The sequence below is a fragment of the Corticibacter populi genome, assembly GCF_004217315.1.
Taxonomy (GTDB): Bacteria; Pseudomonadota; Gammaproteobacteria; order Burkholderiales; family Burkholderiaceae_C; genus Lampropedia; species Lampropedia populi.
In genome coordinates this window covers 313,785-340,770 of record NZ_SGWR01000003.1, presented here as the reverse complement: position 1 = coordinate 340,770, position 26,986 = coordinate 313,785, and the positions used below count along the sequence as shown (strand labels likewise).

The 26,986-nt window shown below is 63.8% G+C and carries 24 protein-coding genes and 1 pseudogene; 9 read left to right on the top strand and 16 right to left on the bottom strand.

Translation table 11 applies throughout. From position 1 onward, the window contains the following. Positions 1-119: 119 nt before the first annotated feature. The 5 genes from EV687_RS12455 to EV687_RS12440 all read left to right on the top strand — a co-directional run bounded on the left by EV687_RS12455 (position 120) and on the right by EV687_RS12440 (position 6,252). Positions 120-1,736, top strand: coding sequence for a hypothetical protein (locus tag EV687_RS12455; protein WP_122228186.1), 1,617 nt, complete (start codon positions 120-122; stop codon positions 1,734-1,736). After that, a complete protein-coding gene (locus EV687_RS12450; RefSeq protein WP_122228189.1) occupies positions 1,733-4,339 on the top strand; it encodes a phospholipase D-like domain-containing protein in 2,607 nt (868 codons plus the stop codon). Before EV687_RS12455 ends, EV687_RS12450 begins: the two co-directional genes overlap by 4 nt. A gap of 379 nt (positions 4,340-4,718) precedes the next feature. After that, positions 4,719-4,910 carry an Arm DNA-binding domain-containing protein gene (locus EV687_RS19205; RefSeq protein ID WP_242612620.1) on the top strand — a complete coding sequence of 64 codons (192 nt, stop codon included), beginning with the start codon at positions 4,719-4,721 and terminating at the stop codon, positions 4,908-4,910. Positions 4,911-4,935: 25 nt separating this feature from the next. Continuing rightward, positions 4,936-5,178, top strand: coding sequence for a phage integrase central domain-containing protein (locus tag EV687_RS19200; protein ID WP_242612619.1), 243 nt, complete (start codon positions 4,936-4,938; stop codon positions 5,176-5,178). A 111-nt stretch (positions 5,179-5,289) separates the two neighbouring features. Beyond that, a complete protein-coding gene (locus EV687_RS12440) occupies positions 5,290-6,252 on the top strand; it encodes a DUF3014 domain-containing protein (RefSeq protein WP_122228967.1) in 963 nt (320 codons plus the stop codon). A gap of 44 nt (positions 6,253-6,296) precedes the next feature. On the opposite strand, the gene xerD is transcribed toward EV687_RS12440, so the two are convergent. Then, positions 6,297-7,199, bottom strand: coding sequence for a site-specific tyrosine recombinase XerD (gene xerD / locus EV687_RS12435; protein ID WP_122228191.1), 903 nt, complete (start codon positions 7,197-7,199; stop codon positions 6,297-6,299). Positions 7,200-7,290: 91 nt separating this feature from the next. After that, positions 7,291-8,268 carry a tripartite tricarboxylate transporter substrate binding protein BugE gene (locus EV687_RS12430; protein WP_423201093.1) on the bottom strand — a complete coding sequence of 326 codons (978 nt, stop codon included), beginning with the start codon at positions 8,266-8,268 and terminating at the stop codon, positions 7,291-7,293. 313 nt (positions 8,269-8,581) lie between these two features. On the opposite strand from EV687_RS12430, the gene EV687_RS12425 reads away from it, so the two are divergent. The 4 genes from EV687_RS12425 (at position 8,582) to EV687_RS12410 (ending at position 13,098) form a co-directional block, all read left to right on the top strand. After that, positions 8,582-9,340 carry a 3-hydroxyacyl-CoA dehydrogenase gene (locus EV687_RS12425; protein ID WP_122228195.1) on the top strand — a complete coding sequence of 253 codons (759 nt, stop codon included), beginning with the start codon at positions 8,582-8,584 and terminating at the stop codon, positions 9,338-9,340. A gap of 286 nt (positions 9,341-9,626) precedes the next feature. After that, a complete protein-coding gene (locus tag EV687_RS12420) occupies positions 9,627-10,943 on the top strand; it encodes a hemolysin family protein (protein ID WP_122228197.1) in 1,317 nt (438 codons plus the stop codon). Between the two features lie 23 nt (positions 10,944-10,966). Further along, complete coding sequence (locus EV687_RS12415; RefSeq protein WP_122228200.1) at positions 10,967-11,737, top strand: endonuclease/exonuclease/phosphatase family protein; 771 nt, start codon at positions 10,967-10,969, stop codon at positions 11,735-11,737. A gap of 425 nt (positions 11,738-12,162) precedes the next feature. Then, positions 12,163-13,098, top strand: a complete 936-nt coding sequence (locus EV687_RS12410) for a cytochrome-c peroxidase (RefSeq protein ID WP_423201092.1) — start codon at positions 12,163-12,165, stop codon at positions 13,096-13,098. 120 nt (positions 13,099-13,218) lie between these two features. On the opposite strand, the gene EV687_RS12405 is transcribed toward EV687_RS12410, so the two are convergent. The 14 genes and pseudogenes from EV687_RS12405 to mdcB all read right to left on the bottom strand — a co-directional run bounded on the left by EV687_RS12405 (position 13,219) and on the right by mdcB (position 26,986). Beyond that, positions 13,219-14,316 carry a bifunctional nicotinamide-nucleotide adenylyltransferase/Nudix hydroxylase gene (locus EV687_RS12405; RefSeq protein WP_122228202.1) on the bottom strand — a complete coding sequence of 366 codons (1,098 nt, stop codon included), beginning with the start codon at positions 14,314-14,316 and terminating at the stop codon, positions 13,219-13,221. A gap of 18 nt (positions 14,317-14,334) precedes the next feature. Continuing rightward, a complete protein-coding gene (gene pncB, locus EV687_RS12400; RefSeq protein WP_122228204.1) occupies positions 14,335-15,528 on the bottom strand; it encodes a nicotinate phosphoribosyltransferase in 1,194 nt (397 codons plus the stop codon). Between the two features lie 259 nt (positions 15,529-15,787). Next, the gene (locus EV687_RS12395; protein ID WP_122228207.1) at positions 15,788-16,705 is read right to left on the bottom strand and encodes a LysR family transcriptional regulator; all 918 of its coding nucleotides are present in this window, start codon (positions 16,703-16,705) and stop codon (positions 15,788-15,790) included. Between the two features lie 275 nt (positions 16,706-16,980). Further along, a complete protein-coding gene (locus EV687_RS12390) occupies positions 16,981-18,045 on the bottom strand; it encodes a carbon-nitrogen hydrolase family protein (protein ID WP_122228210.1) in 1,065 nt (354 codons plus the stop codon). Positions 18,046-18,135: 90 nt separating this feature from the next. Continuing rightward, positions 18,136-19,182, bottom strand: coding sequence for a phenylacetaldoxime dehydratase family protein (locus EV687_RS12385; RefSeq protein ID WP_122228213.1), 1,047 nt, complete (start codon positions 19,180-19,182; stop codon positions 18,136-18,138). A gap of 34 nt (positions 19,183-19,216) precedes the next feature. Then, positions 19,217-19,942, bottom strand: a complete 726-nt coding sequence (locus EV687_RS12380) for an ABC transporter ATP-binding protein (RefSeq protein WP_122228216.1) — start codon at positions 19,940-19,942, stop codon at positions 19,217-19,219. Positions 19,943-19,944: 2 nt separating this feature from the next. Beyond that, positions 19,945-20,730, bottom strand: a complete 786-nt coding sequence (locus EV687_RS12375; protein ID WP_122228219.1) for an ABC transporter ATP-binding protein — start codon at positions 20,728-20,730, stop codon at positions 19,945-19,947. Next, on the bottom strand, positions 20,727-21,845 hold the full coding sequence (locus tag EV687_RS12370) for a branched-chain amino acid ABC transporter permease (protein WP_242612618.1): 1,119 nt from the start codon (positions 21,843-21,845) through the stop codon (positions 20,727-20,729). Before EV687_RS12370 ends, EV687_RS12375 begins: the two co-directional genes overlap by 4 nt. A 113-nt stretch (positions 21,846-21,958) precedes the next feature. Beyond that, positions 21,959-22,876 (bottom strand): branched-chain amino acid ABC transporter permease, encoded by a 918-nt coding sequence (locus tag EV687_RS12365; protein WP_122228226.1) that lies wholly within the window; start codon positions 22,874-22,876, stop codon positions 21,959-21,961. Between the two features lie 48 nt (positions 22,877-22,924). Then, entirely contained in the window at positions 22,925-24,163 is a 1,239-nt protein-coding gene (locus EV687_RS12360; RefSeq protein WP_242612617.1) for a branched-chain amino acid ABC transporter substrate-binding protein, read from the bottom strand. A gap of 477 nt (positions 24,164-24,640) precedes the next feature. Next, a complete protein-coding gene (locus EV687_RS19415) occupies positions 24,641-24,919 on the bottom strand; it encodes an amidase family protein (protein WP_423201091.1) in 279 nt (92 codons plus the stop codon). Between the two features lie 54 nt (positions 24,920-24,973). Continuing rightward, positions 24,974-25,035: pseudogene (locus EV687_RS19410) on the bottom strand (hypothetical protein); the annotation flags it as partial. Positions 25,036-25,163: 128 nt separating this feature from the next. Next, a complete protein-coding gene (locus EV687_RS12350) occupies positions 25,164-26,075 on the bottom strand; it encodes an acyltransferase domain-containing protein (protein ID WP_122228235.1) in 912 nt (303 codons plus the stop codon). A 5-nt stretch (positions 26,076-26,080) separates the two neighbouring features. Further along, entirely contained in the window at positions 26,081-26,986 is a 906-nt protein-coding gene (gene mdcB / locus EV687_RS12345) for a triphosphoribosyl-dephospho-CoA synthase MdcB (protein ID WP_122228238.1), read from the bottom strand.

Here is a 26,986-nt window from a genome sequence, read left to right as displayed (position 1 = left end):
ACTGCATTCGTCGCTACCCCCGACGAGGGCGCCCGTTCCTTCATCGCCAAGTTGAGCTACCGGCTCAGTCGAGCCAGCAGGGAGGCCTTCACCTTCTGTGCACCAAGGGCTATCTGACGGTGATCGCCAAAGTCCGTCAAGCTCCCGAATGGATCAGCAGCGGCGCGGTCATCACCGGTGGCCTGGACCTGCTCGGCCTGAGACTCCCCGTTCAGACGATCGGTGGCACTCTGCTCGATGGCGTCACCACTGTGACCCCATCGGTTCGCTACTTGGCATTTCGGGCGTGGTTGATTCATCGGTACGGACAAAGTGGCCGGGCTGATAGCTGGCAGACTTTCATCGAGTTCGCTGCGCGGATCGAATCAGCGCTGGTCCTCGGAAACCTCATCGAAGATCCGTCGATCGGCGGCTTGATCGGGTCCGATCAGGCACTCGAACGTATCGCGCTTGGTGAGTCCCACGTCCAGATATCCAGCTTAGTGAAATCGCCAGCCTCCACGATCTACACAGGCCCATCCGACCAGCTCGGCATCAGCAAGAGCAGGGACAACGCCGTACCTGCGCTTGTCATGGAGCGCGGTCTCCCGCTCGCCAAGGCAGTGGATCAACGACTGACCACAGTACCTTTCATCGAGCGCCTGATTCGTGAGGATGACCTCGGTGCGGCGTCGATTGACGACTTGCGCGAGCTCGGTAGCAACGTGAGGATCGATCGGATTCCCGATGACGAGAGGGAGCTTCTACTCGCCGCGATCATGCCGTCCGACCCCCGGCCGACGGAGCGGAACCGAATCAGGACCTACGCAGCACTGCTCGCGCTTGCAACCCAACAGAAGTCGGCACCGAGCGAGGCGAAATTCTTCGACGTAGCGTGCTCTCCAGGGCGTTTCGGCGAGCCGCTCATTGATCAGGTTGCGGATGGCTGGGCGACCTACTGCGTGCGGGACTCCATTGCGGTCACTCAGGAGGGAGTACTCGCAGCAGTGATTGGCGAAGTCCTAGGGCAACCTGATGGAGGGCTCTCTGGTGTGGACCGAGACATGGTGATCGAGGCCCTCATGGAGCGCGTCGAAGAGCATGATTCCGCGCTCCGTGACCTGAACCTCGTCGCGCCTGGGGAGTCCGTGGCGGATCTGACATTCAGGGCGCTGGAAGAACGGCTGCGCTCGCGCCTGTTCGTCGTCGACGCTATGCCCGGGATTGTGAGATGGTCCGACAGTCTCATCGAACCGTTGCTGTACCGGCGTGCGCTGAAGTCTGGCGCTGGTGCCCTGTCACTTGCGGTCGTCGCGTGGGTTATGGCGAGCCTGCGAGTTGGCGATGCCGTGCGGGAGGACAAGCAGGAGTACCGCAGTCTGTCACACCAGGGGCGGCGCCGACTGGGAATGCGCGAGGTCGTGCTCCCGGAGCTGGAGCGATTCCGCCGAGAAGATCGTTCCCTGCGCGATGTTGCGGCGGAAATGGCATTGCGTACAGTTCAACAGCATCTGCAGATCACGTGGTCCCGCCTGCAGGTCGACCTGAGACGCGATGTCGCGTTGCTGACTGCTGAAGGAAACAAGTGGTTCGCTCGCCGCAAAGGTTTCGTTGCCGGACGCACTGCGTCCCGCATCCAGCAAGCGCTCGGGTGGCTCCACCAGCTCAAGCTGATTGACACGAACGGGATCACCGCGGACGGTGAGATCGTTCTGGAGCGCGCACTGACCACCTTGGCTGAAGGGGATGCAACATGAATCCCCGCCTGTTTTGCCGTGAGCGCGCGTATCACAAGGCGCTACTGCTGACCTATTCGTTCGATCCGATCTTCTTCGAGCAGGTCGTTCTTCCCGATCTCTGGGCCGGTCGTTCCAGCGACATCCTCGTTCTTGGCGATAGAGGTGAGATCGACAACTCCGTCCAGTCCGCTGTCGGGCAGCTTTGGTGTCTCGGTAAGCAGTACCTCCTCGCTGGCGCTGATGTTGCCGGGGCATTTCACCCGAAGGTCTTCGTGCGGCTGGGGCCAAAGGACGGGATCGTCATGGTCGGCAGCGGGAACGTCACGAGTTCCGGGTGGGGCGGAAACCAGGAACTGGGTGCGGCGTGGATGGTTGGGCCAAGCCACATCGACAAGGGTGGGTGGCTGCACCCCTTCCTCGACGACGTGCTGACGTGGGGCCAGGGAGATCTGGAGCGCGATGCCGTTCGTCGGTTCAAAGATGTCCCGTGGCTGAGTTTGACCCCGGCCGACGACAGCGGAACCATTCCCATATTGCGCAGCCGGGGAACAAGATCTCTCGCCACAGAACTGGCTCGGCGCTGGTCGGGCCGACGATTCGATGAAGTGAAGATCCTCACCGGTTCGACTGACGAGTCTGGTGCGTTCTTGCGCTGGGCGCATGCGACGTTCGGCGTCACCCGCGCCACCATCGCTCTGACCCCCACATCCGCAAGTTTCGTGACTGAAAGGCTGACCGACCTGCCGCTGGAGCTTCACGTGATCGCGGCACCATCGGACCGTCCGCTGCACGCCAAGTTCTACTGGTTCGAAGGCGCTGACGGCCCTGCGGCGGTGATGGGTTCAGCGAACTGTTCCGCCGCCGCATGGCTCCTCGCGCCAGAGAGTGCCGGCAACGTCGAATCCATCGTTGTTTACGACCAGCCAGACGCTCAAGACTTCGAATCCGTGCTAGGGTTGTTTGCAGTGCCAGGACAGGCGCCGCACGAAATCCTGGTTCCGCGCCCCGTCCGCGACCAGGCGCCTGCGGCCCACCAGCCATCGTTCGGCCTCAGAAGTCTGCAGTGGGACAAGGCATCGCGGTGCATGGTCGCCGAGGTCGTCCCGGCGCCGGACCCTGGCGCGCAGGTTGACCTCCGGCTTGGCGAGCGAGTGCTGCCGATGGGACGTCTGCACGGGCCAAGGGCACTCTGGATGTGCGAGATCACCGAAGGGTTGGATGCAGCGACCCTGTTTGCTTCAGTCATCGTGACCATGGGGTCCGACTCCTGGTCGACCACCTGTCGGTGGGTCGACGACCTCGCCGCCCTTGAACACGCCAGTCACGCGGCAAGGCTCCTGGAGCCGTTCAAGGCGTTGGACCGAAGCACAAGTTCGGCCGAGCAGCGTCAGATGCTCGATGAACTGCAGGAAGTAGCCCAGACCCTCTTCAACGACCCGGCATCTTTCCGGGATCCTGGTTTCGGCGGGGTTGATCGCAAGAAGAACGATGCACCTGCGGAGCCTGTCAATCCGGACGACTTGATCGTTCACCTCGATGAGTCGCGTGAGGGCTTGTCCCACCTCGCGTCTGCGCAGCCAGGATCGTTGTCACTGACGGGGATTCTGCGTCTGCTGTTCGAGGCTGAGACGGAGGAAGGTCGAACGCCCGCTGCCGCTGGGGACGAGGACATCGACGAAGGGCAGATGCCGGATACACCGCCCCCGCCGAAGTCGACTGACCAGAAAGATCAGGCTAGCGCCGTCACGGACGGCGCAGTCATCGAAGCGCGATTCCGTGAGCGGCTGGCGACTCAGATCAACACATTCTTGACGGAAATGGCGGCGACTGCGTTCGCGGGGCGCTGCACTGCGACGCAGATGGTGCAAGCAGTCTCTTTCCCGTTGGCGGTTGCATTGCGTGGTCGTCGCAAGGGTTGGGTCCCCGAGGAACTCGCTGAGAGATGGGCTCTTGAGGTCTTTTCCATCCTGTTCCGGGGCCAGGGGCCGGGGTCCGTCGGTTTGCTGCGTGCTGTTGAAGCACGCTACGTCCAGAACGGACAGAGGGACACCTTTGACGACGTGGTCGGTGACGGAACGCTGTGGCTAGTCTTGGTCGCTACGCTGGGAGGTACAAGCTGGCACGGCGTCGGCACCGACATCGACATCGACATCGACAAGGCTGTAGCCCTTCGGGAAGTGTTCGCCGCGCCACAGTTGCTTGCATCGGCGACGTCTGGCCGCATAACCGGCCTGCTCGGTAAGATCCGCATCGAGGATGCCAAGGCGTATGTGGCCGATGTCGCCCCGGCAGTGAACCGGCTCTTGGGTGAGATCGAGAACACACTGCGGCCGGTGTGGGAGTCGGAGATGCGCGACCAAGGAGCGCGCGCGATCACCCACAAGCAGGGCGACCTACTCTGGCGGGACAAAGTGGGGTGGGCGGTTTGCCTTGAGGAAACGAAGCATCGAGCAGGGCAGTCGATAAAAGTTCGCTTCAAGGGCGTCGAGAAGGCCGTTATGGCGGGCTTCTATGTCAACGTTTCTGAGGTTTGCAGCCGTCACGCCGTGTTGACTCAACTCCTCGTGGAATTGAAACGCACGGTGACGGCGGCGGCGACCGCAGGCAAGTGGCAGCAATGAGATGTCGTGCGCAAGTTGACGTCGACCTTCAAGTCACCAAAACCGTCCGGAAGTGGCGATCTGAGCTTTCAGCCCGCGCTTCCAGCTCTCATGCCTTTTGGCCAAATCGTCGAATCCACGCCCTCAAGGCCCATGCATTACTATCTGGTTCTGAAAGCGAACGCGGGTTCGGTTCCCCCCGGCTCCACCACTTTTACTTCCAAGGCCGTCCGCTGGCTTCCAGCAGACGGCCTTTTTCATTGGAAAGTCAGTGGTTTATCTTCCATGAACGTCCGCTGGCTTCCGCTTGCATCCACGGCAAAGGGGGTACAAATGGGGGTACAAGTCTCCTTTTTAGGTGCCCCCGCCACTTGTATCTCCACCCGTGGAGTTGTACTCCGTGCTGGCCGATGCCCATTGCCGCAATGCCTCCTGCCTATGCCTGCCAGTCAGCCCTGCAGGCTCCAAACATTGGTTCATGAAGTACCACGCCGATGGCAAGGAAAAACAGTTGGCGTTGGGCCGCTATCCGCAAGTCGGCCTGACTGCGGCGTGCAAGGCGCGGGACGCGGCCAAGCTCCTGCTGGCCTAAGGCACCGCCCTTCCAGGCCCGCAAGGTGCAACGCCTCACAGCCAGCAACCCGGCCGGTGACACCTTCAAGGTCGTGGCCTTGGAGTGGTACGGCAAACAGCAGGCCGAGTGGAGCGCCACCCACGCCGAACGCTCCATGCGCCAGTTCGAGCGTGACCTTTTCCCTTGGTTCGGAGAGCGCTGCCCAATAAATAAGGCCAACCGCACCCGGTCGGCTTTTCCGTACTCTGCGATGCATTGCGAGGAACCGGGTGATCCCTTGCATTGAACCGATCGAGGTCCTGCTGATCGAATGCGCTACCATCTGTCCAGGCAAGGTGGCACGGGCACTGGCGACGACATGGCGGAGGGCATCCGCCCAACACAAGAGGACACACGCATGAGCCAACGGATTCGCGCAGGCGAGCAAGAGTTCTATCCAGGTCAACGCGGCCGCACCAGCCGCAATCGCTGGCTGGCCGCACTGGTGCTGCTGATTGTGCTGGCGGGACTGGCAGGATGGTGGCTCTGGCAACATCCCCAGGCGCTGTCGCGCCTGACTGGCGCAGCGCAGCAAGGCCCTGCCGCCGAACTGGTGCCGGCAGCCACTGGCACGGCGCCAGAGGATGCGGCGGCGACAGAGGCGTCTCCCGCCGATTTCCTGGCGGTCGAGCCGCAGGAGCCCCAGAACCCGATCGAGGTCGAGCCCGAACAGGCCGTGCAATTGCCGCCGCTGGAGCAGTCGGACAGTGCGGTGGCGCAAACCTTCTCCGGCTGGCTGGGCCAGGACAAGACCTATGCCTTCATCCAGAACGAGCAATTCATCCGTCGTTTCGTGGCCACGGTCGACAACCTGCCACGCGAGCGCGCACCGGCGCGCCTGTGGCCAGTCAATCCGACGCACCCGCGCTTCATGGTCGAGGGAGGCAGTGGCAGTGATATGCACATTGCCGCTGGAAACAACGCGCGCTATCAACCGGTGGTGCAGTTGGTCCAGAGCGTGGATGCGGCCCAGGCCGCGAGCTACTACAAGCAGTACTACCCCCTGTTCCAACAGGCCTACGAAGACCTGGGCTATCCGGGCCAGTATTTCAATGATCGACTGATTGCGGTGATCGACCATTTGCTGCAGGCCCCGGAGCCCATTGCGCCCAATGTGCGGCAGGTCGAAATCCGTGGCGAGGCGGCCACAACCGCCGAGCAGCCCTGGCAACACTATGAGTTCGAGGACCCGAAGCTGCAGGCTCTGTCGGCGGGTCAAAAGATGCTGGTACGCATGGGCCCAGACAATGCCCATGTGCTCAAGGCACAACTGCGCGCCTTCCGCAGCCAGATCGCCGCAGGCAACGCACCTGCGCAGTAGGCGCACAACAGCAATCAGGCTGTGCCAAGGTGTGGCGTCCTCGCTCAGCCACGCGGATGGTGTTCGGCGTGCAGGTTCTTGAGGCGCTCGCGCGCAACATGGGTGTAGATGGTGGTGGTGGAGATGTCGGCATGCCCAAGCAGCATCTGCACTGCGCGCAGATCGGCACCATGGTTGAGCAAGTGCGTGGCAAACGCGTGGCGCAGCGTATGCGGTGACAGCGGCTGGTGGATGCCGGCCTGCTGGGCATGCTTCTTGACCAGCACCCAGAACATGACGCGGCTCATGCCATGGCCTCGCGCGGTGACGAAGCAGTCGTCAGTGAGCTGGCCCGAGAGGATGGCTGCGCGTGCCTCGGCCAAGTAACGCGCCAGCCACTGCTGGGCCACCGCGCCAAACGGCACCAGCCGCTCCTTGCTGCCCTTGCCAGTGACACGCAGCACCCCGTCGGTGAGCTGGATCTGGTAGCTCTTGAGCGTCACCAGTTCGCTCACGCGCAGGCCGCTGGCATACATCAGCTCCAGCATGGCACGGTCGCGCAGGCCCAGCGGCGTACCGGTGTCGGGCGCTGCCAGCAGCGCCTCGACCTGCGCTTCGCTGAGCACCTTGGGCACGCGCATGGCCTGCCGGGCGGCATCCATGCGCGCGGTCGGGTCCTCCAAGCAAATGCCTTCGCGGTGGGCCCAGCGATAAAAGCGCTTGAAGACCGTCAGGCGGCGGTTGGCCGTGCTGGCGCGAGTAGTGGCGTGGCGCGCGCCAAAATAGGCATGCAGTTCGGTCTCGCCAGCCTGCTCCAGGCCCATGCACGGCTGCTGATCCAGCCAATGGGCCAGCATTTCGAGGTCCTTGCGATAGGCTTGCAGCGTGTTGCGCGCCAGCCCTTCATGCAACCACAGGCTGTCGATGAAACGGTCAAGCAATTCCTGGTTCCGGGCGGCGTGGGACATGGATTCCTGAAAGCGGCAAAAAGGGCCGGACAGCACCACTGCCGTCCGGCCCCGATCATACGGAAATCCCTGCTGCGGGTTTCCGCGCTGCTCACTCGAGTGTCAGACCCTGCTTCTTGACCACGTCGGAATAGACCTCGTACTCGTCCTTGATCTGCTTGGCGAATTCACCGGGGTCATTGGCGATGATGATGGAGCCGGTGTCCTCGATGCGCTTGCGCACGGCCTCGTCCTGCACCGCTTTCTTTACGGCCGCGTTGACCTTTTGCACGATCTCGTCGGGCAGGTCCTTGGGGCCGAGGATGCCGTAATAGGCCATGCGGTTGACCGGCTCCTGGCCCAGTTCCTTGAAAGTGGGCACGTCCGGCAGTGCCGCCACGCGCTCGGGTGCGGCCACGGCCAGCGCCTTGAGGCGGCCGCTGGTGATGAAGGGCAGCGCCGATGGCAGGTTGTCGAAGATGATGGGTACCTGTCCGGCCACCGCGTCATTGAGCGCGGGGCCAGCGCCACGATAGGCAATGTGCTCCATCTTCAGGCCCGCAAGGCTCTTGAGCAGTTCGGTCTGCAGGTGGCCAATGCCGCCGGTGCCCGAAGATGCATAGGAATACTTGTCCGGATGGGCCCCGACTTCCTTGACGAAGGCTTCATAGTCCTGCGCGACAAAACCCGGATGCACGGCCAGCACATTCGGCGTGGCAGCGATGTTGATGATGGGGGTGAAATCCGTCAGCGGGTTGTAGGCGATCTTTGGATTGATGGCCGGGTTGGAGGCCGTGGTCGACACGGTTGCCACGCTGAGGATGTAGCCATCGGGCGCGGCGCGGGCCGCCTCGGTGGCGCCGATGACACCGCCGCCGCCGCCTTTGTTCTCAACCACCACGGACTGGCCCAGTTCGCGTCCCAGTGGCTCGGCGATGGCACGCGCGATGATGTCGGTGGTGCCGCCAGCGGCGAAGGGTACCAGCAGGCGGATCGGCTTGTTCGGGTAGTTCGCCTGGGCGGTGGCGGTGGCGGCGGAGAAGCCCAGGGCCAGGGTGGCGGCCAGAGCTAGACAGGTGCGACGCGTCAGGTGCATGTCGGGTTCCTCACACAAAAAGATGGTTTCGAGAAGCTCCGTTTCTATTCGAACGACAGCCCCAGCAAAAGCGGGATTACCCTTGATGCTGCAGGTGCACAAAGCGCTGGCACGCTGACCACAGTGCCTGCGTACCGACGGCGCGACCGAGGCCGGCAGAATCGGTGACCAGATCAGGTCCGGGACGGGACGCCGACACCGCACACGCACTCCTACAATGGCCCACGACAAACCTGGCGCGCAGGGGGACGGTGTAGCCCCCCCCCCTGCAAGTGCCCGCGCAAGAACCACTGACCAAGGAGACAACATGAGAATTCAAGACAACGCATTCATCGTCACCGGCGGCGCATCCGGCCTGGGTGAAGGCACGGCCCGCATGCTGGCCGGGCAAGGCGGCAAGGTGGTGATTGCCGATTTGCAGGAAGACCGTGGCCAGGCCGTGGCCGGCGAGATCGGCGGCGTGTTCGTGCGCACCGATGTGTGCTCCGAGGCCGATGGTCAGGAGGCGGTGGCTGCGGCGCAGCGGCTGGGCAAGCTCGCCGGGCTGGTCAACTGTGCAGGCGTCGCGCCGGCGCAAAAAACCGTGGGCAAGCAGGGCCCGCATGCGCTGGCGCTTTTCAGCAAGGTCGTCCAGATCAACCTGATCGGCAGCTTCAACATGATCCGCCTGGCCGCAGCAGCCATGGCGGACAACGCGCCAGAGGAAACGGGCGAGCGCGGCGTGCTGATTTCGACGGCAAGCGTGGCCGCCTACGATGGCCAGATCGGCCAGGCTGCCTACGCCGCGTCCAAGGGCGGCGTGGTGGGCATGACGCTGCCGATTGCGCGCGATCTGGCGCGCGATGGCATCCGCAACATGACCATTGCACCGGGCATCTTCGGCACGCCGATGCTGTTCGGCATGCCGCAGGACGTGCAGGATGCGCTGGCAGCCAGCGTCCCCTTCCCCAGCCGGCTTGGCACGCCGGAGGACTATGCCCGGCTGGTGCGCCATGTCCTGGAGAACGACATGCTCAATGGGGAAGTGATCCGGCTTGACGGCGCCATCCGCCTCGCACCGAGGTGAGCGCGCAAAAGAACGAGCCCCAAAGCGCGCCGATGAAACGCGCAGACGAACGTGCAAAGAAACGCGCAATAGGCAGCCGGGTAGGCCCGGTCATCAGTGTGCAGGCGGTTTGCGGTAGGATATGCGCTTTCAACACACGATCTGTTACCTGCCTGGCCGCCCTCGCCTGCGGTCCCGCATGCCTTATGGAACCTCCCAGTTGCTCCTGTTCCGCCCGGTTCGGCACGCCGCGCGCGTCTGAAACCACCTTTTCACGCCATCCCCATGCGGGTCGGGGAGGCTGACCATGGAAATCCTGCTCCTGCTGGGCCTGATCGTACTCAACGGCATTTTTGCGATGTCGGAGATCGCGCTGGTCACCGCCCGCCGGGCCCGCCTGCAAAGCCTCGCGGACGAAGGTGACAAGGCCGCCGCCACGGCCCTGCAGCTGGGCGAGGACCCGACCAAGTTCCTCTCCACCATCCAGATCGGCATCACCTCCATCGGCCTGCTCAACGGCATCGTCGGCGAGGCGGTGCTGGCCGCGCCACTGGCGACCTGGCTGCAGTCGCTGGGCGTGCCCGAGCGCACTGCCAGCATCAGCTCGACGGTGGTGGTCGTCATTGCCGTGACCTATGTCTCGATCGTCATCGGCGAACTGGTGCCCAAGCGCCTGGGCCAGATCACGCCCGAGCCGGTCGCCCGGCTGGTGGCGCGCCCCATCGCGCTGCTGGCCACCATCACGCGCCCCTTCGTCTGGTTGCTGTCGTTCTCGACCAAGGCCATTCTCAATCTGCTGGGCTCGCGCCAGAGTGGCGAGTCGAGCGTGACGGCCGAGGAAATCCACGCCATGCTGAACGAGGGCTCGCAGGCCGGGGTGATCGACCAGAGCGAACACCAGATCATGCGCAATGTGTTCCGGCTCGACGACCGTGAGGTCGGCTCGCTGATGACGCCGCGCACCGACGTGATCTACGTGGATCTGCAGCGCAGCGATGCGGAGAACCTGCGCGAGATGATCGAATCCGGCCACACACGATTTCCGGTCTGCAACGGCGGGCTGGGGCAGATTCTCGGCTACGTGCATGCCAAGCAGGTACTCTCGCGCGTGGCGCGCGGCGAGCCGGCGGACTTTGCCCGCGACCTGCACACCAGCCTGTATGTGCCCGAAACCCTCACCGGCATGGCCTTGCTGGCGCAGTTTCGCGCCAACAGCCTGCAGATGGCCTTTGTCGTCGACGAGTACGGCGAGATGGAGGGCGTGGTCACCCTGCAGGATGTGATGGAGGCCTTGACCGGCGAGTTCGCCAGCCGCAACGCCGACGATGCCTGGGCACGCCCGCAGGGCAACGGCAGCTGGCTGCTCGATGGCGCCATCCCCACGGTGGAGCTCAAGGACCAGCTGAACCTGCACGCCGTGCCCGAGGAGGAGCGCGGCCTCTACCACACGCTCAGCGGCATGTTCATGCTGATGCTCGAGCGCATTCCACAAGTGGGCGACCACGTCGAGTGGGAAGGCTGGCGCTTCGAGGTGGTCGAGATGGATGGCAAGATGGTCGAACGCGTGATGGCCACGCCCCTGCCCCCGGCCAGCCCCGCACCGGCCGAGGATGCCGCTGCCTGAAGCGCGATTCAGACCATTCCCCGATGAACGACAATGCCGACAAGGAAGAGCCGCAGGACATCCTGCGCGTGGCAACCTACAACATCCACAAGGGTGTGCAAGGGCTGGGGCCGCTCAGCCGCCTGGAGATCGGCAACCTGGGCCTGGCCATCGAGCAACTCGATGCCGACATCGTCTGCCTGCAGGAGGTGCGCAAGCTCAACCTGCGCGAGCAGAACCGCTTTGCCAACTGGCCTACGCTGCCACAGGCCGACTACCTGGCACCGGAAGGCTACAACGCCGTCTACTACACCAATGCCATCACCAAGTGGGGCGAACACGGCAATGCGCTGCTGACCCGCTGGCCGGTCGAGCAGTCGCGCCAGCAGGACATCTCCGACCACAAGCTCGAACAGCGCGGCATTCTGTACGCCCAGTTGCGCGTGGCCGGCCACTGCGTGCATGTGCTGGTGGTGCACCTGGGGCTGATCCACATCAGTCGCCTGCGCCAGGTGGCAATGATCCGCGAATTCGTCCAGACCGAGATCCCGCAGAACGAGGCGGTGGTCGTGGCCGGTGACTTCAATGACTGGGGCGACCAGACCGGCCTGCTGCTGCGCGAGAGCGGCTTCGCTGAGTTCGACAAGGAGCGCGCCTTCACCTATCCGTCCATGCTGCCGGTAGTGCAGCTCGACCGCATCTTCGTGCGCGGGCTGGTACCTCGCACGGTCTTCGTGCCGCGCGGGCGCATCTGGTGGCGCATGTCCGACCACCTGCCGCTGGTGGCCGAGTTCAGCTTCTCCGCAACGGCCTGAACCCTTCTCTGTCACAGCAGACGCCCCCGGAGCGGCTGCGGGTTTAGCTGCCATTGCACGGCTGCGGTCGCCCGCGCCAGCAGATCTGCCTCGCCTTCATGGGGACTTCACCACGAATGCCCTGCCGCGTCGCGGCGTCGCCATGCCTATACGCCACCGATGCTCGATGAGCACATCGGCATCCGCCAATACCCGCACTCTTGATACAGCTCAACACACACTGTTGCGACCTTCCCTACAGTGAATACGCACCTTGGTCACATCGGGTGAACTCGAATGAACGGGGTGCTTCGAAGGCCACGCCGGGCCCCGGGTCCGCGACTCCTGAAAGAACCACGATGAAAAATACACGACACCCCTCATCCCCCCTGCTGCAGGTCAGCAAACTCGGCATTGCCAGCCTGCTTTGCCTGGCGGGCGCCGCCATGGCCCAGTCCGACGAACCCCTGCAGCCGATCGAGCCGGCCAAGGTAACGAACCAGGCGCTGGTGGACCTGGGCGCCAAGCTGTTCTTCGATCCGCGGCTGTCCCGCTCGGGCTTCATCTCCTGCAACTCCTGCCACAACCTCAGCATGGGTGGCTCGGACAACCTGAAAAGCTCGATCGGCGACCGCTGGCAACAGGGCCCGATCAACTCGCCCACCGTGCTCAACTCCAGCCTGAACCTGGCGCAGTTCTGGGACGGCCGTGCCGCGGACCTGCGCGCGCAGGCAGGCGGCCCGATCGCCAACCCGATGGAAATGGCTTTCAGCCATGAGCTGGCAGTGGACATGCTGCAGTCGATCCCCGGCTACGTCAACGAGTTCAAGGCCGTCTTCGGCGACGACAAGCTGAGCATCGATGAGGTGACCACCGCCATCGCCGCATTCGAGGAAACCCTGGTGACCCCGAACTCGCGTTTCGACAAGTGGCTCAAGGGCGACAAGAAGGCCATCACCGAAGATGAACTCAAGGGCTACCAGCTCTTCAAGGAAAGTGGCTGCATCGCTTGCCACAACGGCCCGAACGTCGGCGGCAACTCCTTCCAGCGCATGGGCCTGATCGAGCCGTACCAGACCGACAACCCCGCCGAAGGCCGCTTTGCCGTCACCGGCGACGATGCCGACCGCTTCAACTTCAAGGTGCCGACGCTGCGCAACGTGGAACTGACCTACCCGTACTTCCACGACGGCGCGGCCGACACCCTCAGCCAGGCCGTCGACACCATGGGACGCCTGCAGTTGGGCAAGAAGTTCACCGAAGAAGAAAACGGGCTGATCGTCGGCTTCCTCAAGACCCTGACCGGCGACCAACCTTCCTTCGTGCTGCCGCAACTGCCTCCATCGAGCGACAAGACGGTGCGTCCGAACCCGTTCAACTGAGCGGAGCACCGGCATCGGCAGCCCATCTGGCTGCCGGCTCACCGGCAGATCGCTGGAGAGCACGAAAAAACCGGCTGCCATGCCGGTTTTTTCATGGCAGCCGCAAAAGGCCTCCGGGCCTCAGCGCAGTTCGCGCAGCGCGACCTCGTGGGTGAGTTGCAGGAACACGTCGAGAATGAAGAAATGGTCCTCGAAGAAGCGCTCGGGCATGGTGCCAATCTGCTGGATCGGCACCCAGGCGGCGGATTGGGCGTCGTCCCCTCCCTGCACAGGCGGCAGCGCCACATGGCCCAGGTCGAAATGGAACGCGTGGGTGATGGTGCGGCCGCGCTGGCTGCGATCGGGGTGGTCGAACACCCGCACGGTGCGGAATGCGCTTTTCCACTCCGCCTCGCTCAGGCCGATGGCGGTTTCTTCCATTAGCTCGCGCAGGCAGGACTGCCACAGCGTGTCGCGCGGCTCCAGAAAGCCGCCAGGCAGCGCCAGCAGGCCTTTGCCGGGCGCGCGGCCGCGCTCGATCAGCAGCACATGGCCCTGGCACTGCACCAGGGCATCGACGGTAACGAACATCGGCGTGAAAGGCGCCGAGGCCCAGGACTGGCGGTAGTCGCGCAGCATCTGCCACTCCTGGCGCAGGCTGGCGAACTCGGTGCTGTGGCGCCAGGCCAGCAGCCAGTCGCGCACGGCCGGCGGCACATGTTCGTGCAGCACGGCCTGCAGGTGCGGATCGTGGTCATCCGCCGCGGCAAAACAGGCTTCGCGCACCAGCGTGGCGTCGGTATCGCTCTGGCGCGGGAAGTTGAGCAGCTGCCAGTCGGGAAACTGTGCCAGATAGGCACTGCTGTCGTCCTTGAAATGGCCGACCAGCGCCACCTGCGGCGCCGGGCCTGCAGAAGCCGCAGCGCCGCCGCCCCGGACGGAATCCAGCAACAGCCGCACGCCATTGCGCACCGCCTGCACCCAACGCGCTTCGTCGTAGAAGTCGCGCATCGGCAGGTACAGCACGCGCTGGCGATCGGCCGGCGCGAGCGCTGCCTCGATCATGGCGCGACGCTCCTGCCAGGTGAAGGGGTTCTTGGGCATGCGCGACTGGTGGGCCGAGCCCAGCACCACCACCACGCGCGAGGCCGCGTCCAGGGCATGGCGCAGCATGGCCATGTGGCCACGGTGCGGCGGTTGGAAACGGCCGATGAAAACCGCTGCGTCGAAATCAGCCATGGCGGAGGCTCCTGGTTCTCACGGCCGGACGTCGAAAACCTTGCGCAGGTAATCGAGGAAGGTCTGGTCATCGCACAGCAGCTTGCCGGGCGAATCGGACAGCTTGGCCACCGGCTGGCCATTGGCGCTGGTGAGCTTCATCACGATGGACAGCGGCTCCAGCCCCATGTCGTTGGTCAGCTGCGTGCCAATGCCGAAGCCGCATTGCGTGCGGTCGGCAAAGTGGTGGTAGATGCGCAGCGCCTCGCGGATATCGAGGCCGTCGGAGAACACCATGCGCTTGGTGTGCGCATCGATGCGCAGCCGCGCGTAATGCGCCAGCGCCTTCTCGCCCCAGGCGATCGGATCGCCCGAATCATGGCGCAGGCCATCGAACAGCTTGGCAAAGTACAGGTCGAAGTCGCGCAGGAACGCATCCATGCCCACCGTATCGGTCAGCGCGATGCCCAGGTCGCCCCGGTACTCCTGCACCCAGCTCTCCAGCGCCGCCTTCTGGAAGTTGCGCAGCTGCACCACACCCAGCGCCTGGTAGGTCTGGAAGTATTCGTGCGCCATGGTGCCGATGGGCACGATGTCCAGATCCTTGGCCAGCAACACGTTGGAGGTGCCCTTGAACCACTGCGGCGTCTCCTCCACGAAGGTCTTGACGACGTGCTTTTGCCACGGACCCGAGAAGCGCCGCCGCACCCCGAAGTCGAACAGCTCGAACGGGTGGCGCAGCGCCGCCTCCTTGCCCAGGGTCTTGAGCTCCTCGACCTTGCCTTCCAGGCGCCGCTGGCCCTCGGCCAGCGCGGCGCGGCTGTCGAACTGGCGGAAATACAGCTCGTTGACGATGGCCAGCACGAAGATCTCGAACGCCATCACATGCACCTGCGGCCCCACCGCATTGATGTGCAGCTCGTCGCCCTCCACGCTGGTCTGGATGAAGCGACGCTGGAACTGGAAGATGCGCAGGAAGTCGACGAAGTCCGACTTGATGAAGCGCAGCTTGCCAAGGAATTGCAGTTCAGGCTCGCTGAAGCGCAACTGACACAGATGATCGAGTTCGCGGTCGACGGCCTCGACCAGACTGCTGAGCGGCAACTCAGGCTTCTTGCGGCACACGAAGCGGTACTCGGCCTGCACCTGGGGGTGGCGGTGCAGCATCGCCTGCCACATGGTGAACTTGTAGAGATCGGTATCGAGCAGGCTGGTGATGATGGGCTGGGCCATGGATGTCTCTCTGTGCGGGCTGCACCGGTGGCGCAACCCGCGCCCACCGAGGCGCAGCCGCTGCCATTGGTTGCGCCCGTAGTGTAGCCGCGCCAGGCATCATCGCGTTGCCCGTTGGCTGCTGGCCCCACCAAGAATGCGAGTGTTTCTCAATTTATGATCATCCATTCGTTCAGCGCCCCCACTGCCAGCCTCTGCGAGCAGCACCACCAGTGGGTTCCATTCGGAACCGACGATGGGGGCTCCTCGCATCATGTGGTCAATCCATGGGCAGCACCCCGGGGGGACATGGATAGTCGCGATTGAAGATCTCGCGCAGAAACCCGATCACGGTCTTCACCCTGCGCATGTATTGAAGATCACGGTGCACCGATAGCCACAACGTGCGCTTGGTTTGAATTTCCTGCTCCAGCACGCGCACCAGCCCATACAACTGCTCGGCGCGAGCGAATTCAGGCAGCATGACCAGACCCGCCCCGGAGGCCGCCGCAAACATTTGCGACAGCATGCTGGTGGACTGGAAAACCACCTGCGGCTCGGCGATGGTCTCCTGCAGCCACCGCACCGTATCCAGCTGCACCAGGTCGTCAATGTAGGAAACGAAGGCATGGGATGACAGGGCCTCCAGACTCCTGGGCGTGCCCTTTTGCGCCAGGTAGGCCGGGGCCGCGTACAGATGCAGACGGAACTCGCCGACGGGCATGACCTCCAGGCCGCGCGCCTCGAGCGGGAAGAATGTGATGAGCAGATCCGCTTCACGCCGGTTGACATGAACCATGTTCGACGAGGTCACCAGCTCGATCAGCAATTGAGGGTGCCGTCTGCGCAGCTCGGTGAACTGGCCCGAGAGATACAGCGTGGAAATCCCCTCCATGGATGCCAGCCGGACCTTGCCGGTCGGCAAGGCCGGATCCTCCATATCCTCGGCCAAGGCCAGCATGCCACGCTCCATTTCGCGCACATGCTCCAGCAACTGGACACCTCTGGCCGTCGGTCTCGCTCCCTGGTGATCGCGCTCCAGCAAGGCTTCACCAAGGCGGTATTCAAGCTGGGCGATGCGGCGGCTGACGGTGGAGTCGTCCAGCCCCAGTTGCCGCGCCGCAGCAGACAGCGTACGGTTGCGGCCAACTTCCAGAAACACCCGAAGGTCGTCCCAACTGATGCGTTTGAAATCCATGCCATATTCCTACACAGCCCGGCCCAGAACCGGACCTGTTCCGGCTCGCGGCAAGCAAGAATGATGCCCTTTGGGAGAAATGCGCGGCTCCAGAACCTGTTCAAAGTCTCTGTATGGATCCGCATGGCAACGCCATGCCCTGTGGGTTGCGGCTGAAATGCTGCGTCTGCGGCGTTGCAAAGCCTCGCCGGGCCACCAGCCCGGCTGCGTTTTGCGCCTTGCAGCCACAACCTTTCAACCACAACGGCTCTCATGCCAAGACTTTGAACAAGTTCTCACAGATGCTGCAGCAGCCTGCCCGGTGCATCAGCCGGCCGCATCTCGACAAGGTCGGTCATGGCGTCGGGGCCTTCCGCGGAAAACGCGTCGCCGACGAAGGTGGCTGGCACGGTGCGACGCCGGTCGATTTTCAGATCGAACACGTCGAAACGGTTGTAGTAGCCGACGATGTCGTGAAACTGCTTGGGCTCGATGCAGGCATCGAGATCGAACGTGGCATAGGCAATGCCTTCCTCCAACTGAAGGATGTCGCCCACACTTTCGCCTGTCGGAGAAAGGAACTGGGTCGCCGCCTGGGGGGTGTTCTCGATCACTTCGCAGGTATCGGCGTCCGCCCGCTCCAGCAACATGTTCTTCGTGGCGCGGTCCAGGAACCCTGCGCACAGGATGCCAAAGGCTTTGGCTTCAAAGGAATGACCACCCGCACGAATGCGGTTGGCTTCCACGTTGTTGAAGTTGTTGGCCCCGGGCTTGCGCGTCGGCCAGATGGGGGGCCAGGCGGAGACGTGGATCTGCTCGCCCTGGGCCGCCAGCGCATAACGAGCCAGCGGGTTGGTATTCTCGCCGCAAATGAGTGCACCGATCCGGCCAATGCGCGTATCCGCCACGTGCAGGCCATGCCCGTCGCCGGGGGCCCAGACCATCTTTTCATAGAACGTGGGAACGAGCTTGCGATGGTGGTTGAGCAACCTGCCATCATCGCCAATCAGCACATTGGAGTTCCAGATACACCCCAGGCTGGCGGGGGTGGACTCACTGAATCCCAGCGAGACGAATACCCCATGGTGTCTGGCCGCGGCCTTGATTTCCGCCAGTTCAGGGCCATCGATTCGAAGGCTGTTGGCCACCATGCGCTTGAACCATTCGTGGTTGTATATGGGCGCCCACAGCGCTGCCCAGATGGGAAAACCGGGGATGAACGACTCGGGAAACACCACCATTTCCGCACCATGGCGCGCGGCCTCGGCGATGAGGCTGAGGGCTTTCTGCACACTGGCACGCTTGTCCAGGTGGACCGAGGCGGCATGGGCGGCGGCGACTTTGACGGTAGGCAATGACATGATGGGACGGATGAAGAAAGGAAGGGGAACTGCGGCATGCACTGCCGCAAGCGGAGGGAGACGGCGCGATCCGTGCCGGTAGGTACGCAGCTACAGGGCGATGCGATCGAAAAACGGCAGCAAGCCCGTTGCACAGTGGCAGTTGATGTACTCGAAATGCTGTCCTTCCCTGGGCAGCACAAACACCTCATGCCATGTCCGCAATTGGTTCTGCGCGCCATATTTCTGGTAGCGGGCGATGGCTGCATCGAATATGACCTTGTGCGAGGCATGGCCCTCAGCCCATCGCTCCAGGTCGCCAAGGCTGAGAAAGTAGGCCAGCGCATGCGTCTCCGGCTGCAATTGGCCAGTGGCATCTTCGGTGCGCTGAAAGCGCAGCGAACAGCAGCCGCTCTCGGACGGATGGCTGCGCAGATAGTCCATGCCCTGCGCCAGAGGGTCCCGCAGCTTCTGCTCGTAGTCGGCCTGCTGCTCGGCATCGCAGCGCCCCCAGTAGCTGGCCGAGCGGATCATGGCCAGATTGTGTGGAGGCACGACCAGGTAGCGGCGCCGGGCCTCGACCGGGCGTGCCGGAGGAAGGGCCGCCGCACCGTCCAGCGGATCGATGGCCGCCAACGCGATGCGGTCGCGCATGGCACCGAAGTAACCGCTGTAGGTCGCCGGGTCGACAGGCAGCGCCTTGCTCAAGGCCGCAGGGTAGTCGGACCAGTAGAGCGTCTCCAGCCGCTCCAGGGGAACGGTCAGCATCTCGCGCCAGTAACCCGCATCGGCATTCTCCCGTTCGGCCTGGCTCCACCAGCCGCCCAGTTCCGGCGAGTGGCACCAGGCCATGAAGGCGGCCGAGTCCGTCCAGTACGCGGCGGTGACCCGGTTGAGCGCGCCCGCATCATCCTGGTAGCTGGCGTGGTCCACCGAGATGGGGGCATGCGGCCCGCCGAAGGCCTGCTGTCGCCAGGTGTCATAAGCAGCGTCGGCAGCAAACGTCCCGCCGCCGGAGGCTGCGGGAATCTGCACAGCAAAGAATCCGACATGCAGCGCGGTACACCCCGAGGGGAATCGGGCCGACCAGCGTTGCACGGCCGGTGTGAAGCCTTCGGGCTTGCGGCGCGGGAACAGCCGTGGAAGTTCGACATTCATGCTTGCTCCTTGTTCTTTCGAAAACCGCTCACTCTCACTGGTTCTTGTCGCCAAAATACGCCTCACTGACTTCCGGGCTCTGGCGCAAACGCTCACTGGAGCCTTCCATCACCACCCGCCCTTGCGAAATCACATAGCCATATTGCGAAACTGCCAGGGTTTGCTTGACGTTCTGCTCGACGAGCAGGATCGTGCATTCGTCATCCCCCAGTTGCCGGATCAGCTTGAAGTTCTCCTTCACGAAGAGCGGCGACAGCCCCAGCGACGGCTCATCGATGACCAGCAGCCGGGGGCTGCTCATGAGGCCGCGGCCGATCGAGAGCATCGAACGCTCCCCGCCAGAGAGGGTGCCCGCGAACTGGTCGCGGCGCTCGGCCAGCCGGGGAAACAGCGCGAGCACCCGGTCCAGCCGCGCCGCAATCTTGCTGCGCGAGCGCTCCAGATATGCGCCTATCAGCAGGTTGTCGATCACCGACATGCGCGGGAATACGCGATTGCCTTCGGGAATGCTGGCCAGCCCCTGCGCCACCACACGATGCGTCTCCCAGCCCGTGATGTCCTGTCCGAGGAAACGCACACGCCCCCCACGGATGGGAATCAGGCCGAAGATCGCCTTGATCAAGGTACTCTTGCCCACCCCATTGGCGCCCAGCAGGCAGGTGATGGCACCCGCCTCGGCTTGCACGGAGATGCCGTTGAGCACATCGGCGTTGCCATAGCCCGCCACCAGGTCTTCCACCATCAGAAGAGATTCACCCATGCTCATGCATCCTCTCCCAGATACGCCTCTAGCACTTGCGGGTCGGCAATGACCTCGCGGTAGCTGCCTTCACAGATCTTCTTGCCGAAGTTCAACACCACGCAGCGTTGACTGACCCGTTCAATGACCTGCATTTCATGCTCGATCAGGATGATGGACAGGTCGGGGTTCTGCCGCTGGAAACTCGTGACGTCGTCCATCAGGCTGAAGGTCTCCTCGTGCGTCATGCCCGCCGACGGCTCGTCGAGCAACAACAGCCTGGGCTCGCCCAGCAGCGCGCGGCACAGCTCGATGCGGCGGCGGTCGATCATATTGAACGCGCCGGCGGGATCGAACAAGTGATCGGCAATGTAGGGATTGAAGCGCGCGCACAGGTCGCGTGCCGCACCGATGAATGAGGTGATGGAGTGCTGCGCGGCCTTGCGGGCGAACAGGTTGTGCAGCAAACCGTTGTTGAGCCGGTTGTGCGCGCCTATGAGCAAATTGTCAAAGACCGACAGTTCCAGCAGCAGACGGCAGCGCTGAAAGCTGCGCGCAATCCCGGCGCGGTTGATCTCCGCAGGGGGTTTACCGAACAAATCCGTCCCGCCAAACCGGATGGTCCCGGCAGCAGGTTTGTAGAGCCCGGTCACGACGTTGAAGAAGGTTGTCTTGCCTGAACCGTTCGGCCCGAGCAGGCCCACCACATCACCGGGATGCACCTCCAGGCTGAATGAATCAAGTGCCACCAAACCACCAAAACGCATCGTCACGTCTTGGCAGGACAAGGCCGGTTGCGTCTGCCTCATTGCACACCTCCCGTCACTGAAAAATCACGCATGCGGCGCGGCACCAGGCCTTTGGGCCGGAACAGCAGGACGGCCACCACCGAAACCGAGAAAATCAGGATCCGGTACTCCTGCAGCGATTGCAGCTTCTCGGGCACCAGCACCACCAGCGCGGCCGCCAGCAGCGCCCCCCAGGTGTTGCCGATACCACCGAGGATGACGATGGAAATCAACAGCAGTGATTGCTCGAAGGTCGCGCCGGACGGGCTGACGAAACTGGTGAGGCCCGCGTACACCGCGCCGGCGATGCCGATCAGGAAGTTGCCCAACAGGAAGGCCGTGACCTTCCAGCGCTGCAAGTCGATGCCGAAGGAGGAACTGACCAGTTCATCGTTGCGCACGGCATCGAAACTGACCCCGATGGCCGACCATTCCACCGCGTGGGCCAGCAACGACGCCAGCATGAACACCACCAGAGCCAGCAAGGCGTAGGCAAAGTAGAAGGAAACCTCGCGGCCGGCAATCTCGAAGCCGCTCCCCATGTCCCAGCCCAGAATGTGCAGCGGCCCCAGTTGCAGACCCTGCGCCCCTCCCAGGTGCTCATTGACCTGCAGGAACGAGCTGCAGAGGATGCCGAAGGCAATGGTCACCAGCGCGGAGTAGTAGCCACGCGTTCTGAGCACGGGCAGCAGCAGCACGGCGCCGATGCCCGCAGTCACCGCGCCAGCCACCAGAATGGCCAGCACGTGCGGCACGCCCGTATGCTGGGTCAGCACCGCCATCGTGTAGCCGCCGCAGGCGAAAAAGGCGGCGCCCGCAAAATTGGCGATGCCGGCAAAACCCGTCTGGATGTTGATGCCCGCGCACGCTGCGGCAAACAACAGCACGGTGGCCACCATCAGCAACGCATAGTGCTCCGAATGAAAGAGCAGCAGCAGCACGGCGGCAGCACCCGCAAAGATGGCGCGCGCAATCCGCGGCCGGTGATCGGCAAATGCGCCGGCCTTGCCCAGCACACCCTGGCGCTGTCCGCCCCACCACAGCACCGCAGCCAATGCCAGTGTGGCTGCCAGAGCCAGTTCGGACTCGAACAGCAGAACGAGCGCAATGACGACCGTCCCCGTGGCAACAATCAAGGCGAAGGGCCAAGGCGACGACGAATGCACTGACTGTTCCGCTGGAGGAAGCCCCTCGGCGGCGGCACTCCCGGCCGTCTTCCCGGCATCTGGAGAGATACGGACTTTCTGGCTCATACACGCTCCTGGAAACGCTCGCGCAACAGGCCGGTAGGCCGGATGGCGATGATGAAGATCATCATGGTGAAGGCGAAGACATCCTTGTAGGCGCTGGGAATGGGCAGCGCGACGGTGGCAAAGGTCTGCAGACCGGCAAACAGGAACCCTCCGATCACCGCTCCCAGCAGGCTGCCCAGCCCGCCCACCACTGCGCAGCAAAAGCCGATCACGCCGAGCATCACGCCCATGTTGTAGATCACCTGCCGGTAGTACAGCCCCGACATGATCCCGGCCAGCGCCCCCAGGCTGGAGCCGAGCACGAAAGTCAGGATCACCACGCGCTTGAAGTTGATGCCCATGAAACGGGCGGTCTCCTCATCCTGCGCCACACCGCGCACGGCCAGGCCCAGACGCGTGTGGTTGAGCAGGAAGTAGGTGCCCGCGATCGCCGCGGCTCCGACAACCAGCATGATGATGCTGCTCATGCGAATGCTCGCACCGGCCAAGCCGATGAGCCTGTCCGGCAGCACCATGGGGAAAGGATTGGGGTTGGAGCCGCCCGGCACGAACAGGCGCAGCGCCTCGCGAATGGCGGTGCCGGTCATCAACGTGATGAGCAGCACATTGATATGCGGAGCCTGCCGCAGCGGCAAGACCAGGTAGCGCCCGATCAGCGCCCCTGCCGCGCCAGTCGCAATGACCGCCAGCCCGACCATGGCAAGGACCAGACCCAGGCCCGACGCTCCCGCTGCCGTGGCCAGCAGAATGCCGGCCAGGCCGGCATAACCGCCGAGTGTCAGCACATCCCCATGTGCAAACTGCACGACGTCCACGACGCCGAAATACAGCGAGAAGCCCACGGCAACGATCGAATAGATCAGGCCCAACATCAGGAAGTTGACCAGGTACTGGAAGGCGAATGAGAGTTCCATGTCGTATTTGCTCCGGGTATTGGGCCTCGGGATCGCCCAAGCGCATCGTTATTGCGGACCCTTGCCATACTTGCTGTCGACCCAGTAGACCCACTTGCCGTCCTGCACCACGTACTGGTGGGCACTGGTGATGTTCTGGCGATGCTCATCGAAATTGATGGTGCCCACCAGGCTCTCGTAGTCGCGCGTGGCATTGAGCGCATCGCGCACCTTCGCGCGGTTGGGGCCAACCTTCTCGATGGCATCGATCAGCAGCTTGGTCGCGCTATAGGCAAAGGGGCCGTAGGCATCGGGCTCTTCCTTGAAGCCCGCGGCACCGTAAGCGGCCAGAAACTCCTTGCCATGGGCATATTTCTCGATCGGTGCGCCGTTGTGGAAGGAGACCACGCCTTCCGCCACGGCCGGCCCCAACCCAGCGATGAAGCCTTCATTGAGGATGCCCGAGACACCAATGAAGGGCGTGGAGATGCCGATGCGCTCGAGCTGGGCCTTGATGGCCACGCCTTGCGGCGTCAGGCCGCCAAACCAGATCACGTCAGGATTGCCCCGCTGGGCGGCCGTGAGTTCGGCGGAGAAATCCTGCTGGCTCACATCGACCCCATAGGAGCCGGTGACGGTGATGTCCGGATACTGCTGGAGCGCATCGGTGAAATGCACTCCCTGTCCCTTGCCATAGTCCGTGGTGTCATAAATCATGGCCACCCGCTTGAAACCCGCCTTGTGAACATATTCGGCAGCCATCTTGCCTTCATTGATCATCGTGCCATTGACGCGATGGACTTCCTTGTAATTGTTGCCGTAGGTGATTTCGGGCAACACGGCCCCCCAGATCACCAATGGCAGGCCGAAGCGGTGGAAGGTATCCACGGTCACAATCGCCACCGCCGAGCAGTAATGACCGACTGCGCCGACGATCGAGCGGTCCGTGGCAGCCCTCGTGACAACTTGAACACCAACAGCAGGCTTGCATTCATCATCAAGCTTGACCAGCTCCACCTGGTACTTCCCGGCGGGATCGGCGTTGTATTGATCGACCGCAAGCTGTGCCGAATTGCGCCCTCCCAGCCCAGTGGAGGAGACACCACCGGTGAGCGGGCCGATGAAGGCGATTTTGACGGCGTCCTTCGCCTGGCCTGTCAATGGCGTCACCAAAACAGTGGCCACCGAGATAATGGAAACCATCTTTTTCCAGGCATTTAATTGGCGCATCAAAATTCTCCAGAAATATGAATGTGGCACTGAATCAACCAGCCGGGATACTACATATACCCAAATGGATTTCAGCAATCCAACCCTGCAGCCAAAATATATAAAGCAGGGGCGTGATCGGATTATCTGTGAAGAGACCAATCCAACAAACAACTTTCAAAGGGAAATTCCGCAATGGGCCTTGCAGTCACGCATGACCCAGGATGGGGATTTTCTTGATTGATTCACCATATCGGTGCAGCCATATTCCATTTCATGGATTCCACGCAATGAATCGGTGCATGCCATAGAAACACCATAAAAAATGCGCGCCCCCGCTCGGCTGGAGCAGCCGGGCAGCGCCAGGGATACCCGACCGTGCTTCGTCATCGGCGCGGTGAACGTGAGTGCCTTCAGGTGTCCCCTGAACCGCTGGGCGCGATCTGTGGCTCATCTTTCACACGGCCGAGGGACGGGACATCAGAACCGGGCTCGACCACCAGCGCATGGGCAGGTCAAAGCGCACAACAGAGCCCGTTTGCACTCGTCGAGATCAGGTGTCACTCGGGACCGGCCTCATCCGGACTGGCGTATGCCGTTGTAGTCCACGCCGCAAGGCAATGCGATGGCCGGATTGGTGACCAGGGTGACGACGCAGGTCAGGCCCGGCCAGCGGTAGTAGTTGCGCGTCTTGCGGCCATTGATCTGTTCCAGATACAGCTGCGTCCACGGGAATGGCGAGACCGGAGTGGTCGGCGCAACGATGATGTCGACCTCGCCGAACAGGCGCCGGAAGCGCCGGAGGAGCCGTCCGCGCTCAGCGCCGGGTTGAACGCATTGCCGATGGCGCCGCAGACCGGATTGTGGCTGATGGCGCCAGCGCCCATCTCCGGCACGTCGGTCTTGCCCGGCACGATGGCGCCAGCACTGCGCAAACGTGCCACCAGCGTGGTTTCGCTGCTCAATGGCATGCAGCCGTCGTCCGCCTGGCTCTTGCATGAATTGACCGCGATGACGCCATTCGCCCCGGGTCGGTAATCAGGGCATCGTCTCCATTTTTTATGGTGCCGTGCGGGGAAAATGGCACGGCCAGCAGGTGTTACACCGGTTGCTGCAACCAGCGCAGCAAAGCCGCCCGGGTCTTGAATTCATCGGCGCTGCGCGCCGGTATGTCGGGGTAGCGGCGGTTCCACATCGTCGCCAGGCTCTGGCCGGGGCCGATCTCCAGCACCGCCGTGGGCTGGCGCTCGCGCACCTGCTCCATGCAGTCCTGCCATTGCACGGTCTGCACGACCTGCCGCGCCAGCGCGCGGCGCGCGGCCTCGGCGCTCCAGACCACTTCGCCGGTATTGCAAGGCCAGGGCAGTTGCGGCGCCTGTAGCGGGCGGCGCGCCAGTTCGGCTTCGAACTGCTGCGCCGCCGCCTCCATCCAGGGGGTGTGCGAGGCGGTGCGCACGGCCAGCGGCGTGCAATGCGCGCCCTGCCCTTCGGCCTGGGTGTGCAATTGGCCCAATTGCGGTCGCGGGCCGGCGCAGACGGCGTTGTCCGGCCCGTTGCGGATGGCCAGCGCGGTGCCGGTGACTTGGCACAGCCGCTCCAGCCGCGCCAGCGCCAGGCCGCTGACGGCCAGCATGGCGAAATCCTGCCCGGCTGCGGCCGCATCCATCGCTTCGGCACGCCGCTGTGCCAGCGCCAACGCAGTAGCCGCATCGAACATGCCGGCGACGCTGCAGGCCGCCAGTTCGCCCACGCTGTAGCCAGCCACCACCACGGGCCGTGGCAGTGCCGCGCCGGCCGAGAGTTGCGCCCACGCCGCCAGCGCGGTGGCCGTCAGCACCAATTGAGCATGCGCATTGGCGCTGGCCCATGCGGGCGACTGTAGCGCGAGGCGCCAATCGGCCACGCCGAGTTGCTGCTGCATCTGGCGCAGCAACGGGTCCTCGGCACGCAGCCACGGCAGCATCTGCGGATGCTGCATGCCTTGGCCGGAGAACAACAACGCCAGCGCCATCGCCGCTACCTTGTCGCGGGTGCGCCTTGCAGGCGCGCCAGCCAGCAGGTGGCCGACAAGGCATCGGCGGTGCCGCCCGGCGACAGCCGCCGCGCCACAAAGCTGCGGTGGATGGCGCCGGCGCGCCGCCAGCCCGCGGCGGTGGCGGCGCCATCCTGTTGCAGAAAGTCGCGCGCTGCGGCACGGGCGAAGGCCAAGCCTGCCAGGCCGCCACGGTGCACCAGATTGCTGTCGTCCAGCACCGCCAGCAGGCTGAAGAAGCTGTGCAGTTGCGTCTGGCGCGGGCTCAGCCCCCGCAGGCGCGCATGCTGCCAGGCGGGCCAGCCGGCTTCAAACACGGCCGGAAAGGCCAGCGCTGCTTCTTGCATGGCGCCGCGCAGGCCGTAGCGCTGCACCGCAATGCCACCCGGCAGCGTGGAAGGCTGGCGCGCGCGCTGCGCCAACGCCGCGCCCCAATGCGTTTGCAGCGCAGCGCGGATGGCCGGCGGCGTGGGCGACGCGCCGGTGGCAACCACGCTGCCGGCCGCCGCACACAACAGGCCCAGCATGAAGATCGCGCCGCGATGCGTGTTGATGCCGCCGGTGGCACGCAGCATGCGCTGCTCGGCCGCGATGCCGCAGGCCTGCAACTGTGCGAATGGCACTTGCTGCGCGCCGAGTTCGGTGATCTCGACGAAGTAATGGCGCAGCGCGAACAGGCTGCGCATGAAGGTGTGGGCGTCCATGTCGTCATGGCTGCCGCTGTCCTCGAACGACACCAGCCCCGGCTTGGGCGCCAGCGCCAGCTCGTCGTGCAGGGCCAGCGTGGCGGCGCGGCCAATCTCAGCGCAGCGCCAGGGCCGCACGGAGGGCGCCACTGGCCATGCAACCTCGTTGTAGCGGCTTTTGCTGCTGTTGCTGTTGCTGCGCAT

Bases quoted from the DNA above. Each gene is read 5' to 3' on its own strand.
- EV687_RS12450 (WP_122228189.1), top strand. From the start codon at position 1,733: ATGAATCCCCGCCTGTTTTGCCGTGAGCGCGCGTATCACAAGGCGCTA.
- EV687_RS12440 (WP_122228967.1), top strand. From the start codon at position 5,290: ATGAGCCAACGGATTCGCGCAGGCGAGCAAGAGTTCTATCCAGGTCAA.
- xerD (WP_122228191.1), bottom strand. From the start codon at position 7,199: ATGTCCCACGCCGCCCGGAACCAGGAATTGCTTGACCGTTTCATCGAC.
- EV687_RS12425 (WP_122228195.1), top strand. From the start codon at position 8,582: ATGAGAATTCAAGACAACGCATTCATCGTCACCGGCGGCGCATCCGGC.
- EV687_RS12420 (WP_122228197.1), top strand. From the start codon at position 9,627: ATGGAAATCCTGCTCCTGCTGGGCCTGATCGTACTCAACGGCATTTTT.
- EV687_RS12415 (WP_122228200.1), top strand. From the start codon at position 10,967: ATGAACGACAATGCCGACAAGGAAGAGCCGCAGGACATCCTGCGCGTG.
- EV687_RS12410 (WP_423201092.1), top strand. From the start codon at position 12,163: ATGGCCCAGTCCGACGAACCCCTGCAGCCGATCGAGCCGGCCAAGGTA.
- EV687_RS12405 (WP_122228202.1), bottom strand. From the start codon at position 14,316: ATGGCTGATTTCGACGCAGCGGTTTTCATCGGCCGTTTCCAACCGCCG.
- pncB (WP_122228204.1), bottom strand. From the start codon at position 15,528: ATGGCCCAGCCCATCATCACCAGCCTGCTCGATACCGATCTCTACAAG.
- EV687_RS12395 (WP_122228207.1), bottom strand. From the start codon at position 16,705: ATGGATTTCAAACGCATCAGTTGGGACGACCTTCGGGTGTTTCTGGAA.
- EV687_RS12390 (WP_122228210.1), bottom strand. From the start codon at position 18,045: ATGTCATTGCCTACCGTCAAAGTCGCCGCCGCCCATGCCGCCTCGGTC.
- EV687_RS12385 (WP_122228213.1), bottom strand. From the start codon at position 19,182: ATGAATGTCGAACTTCCACGGCTGTTCCCGCGCCGCAAGCCCGAAGGC.
- EV687_RS12380 (WP_122228216.1), bottom strand. From the start codon at position 19,942: ATGGGTGAATCTCTTCTGATGGTGGAAGACCTGGTGGCGGGCTATGGC.
- EV687_RS12375 (WP_122228219.1), bottom strand. From the start codon at position 20,730: ATGAGGCAGACGCAACCGGCCTTGTCCTGCCAAGACGTGACGATGCGT.
- EV687_RS12365 (WP_122228226.1), bottom strand. From the start codon at position 22,876: ATGGAACTCTCATTCGCCTTCCAGTACCTGGTCAACTTCCTGATGTTG.
- EV687_RS12350 (WP_122228235.1), bottom strand. From the start codon at position 26,075: ATGGCGCTGGCGTTGTTGTTCTCCGGCCAAGGCATGCAGCATCCGCAG.
- mdcB (WP_122228238.1), bottom strand. From the start codon at position 26,986: ATGCGCAGCAACAGCAACAGCAGCAAAAGCCGCTACAACGAGGTTGCA.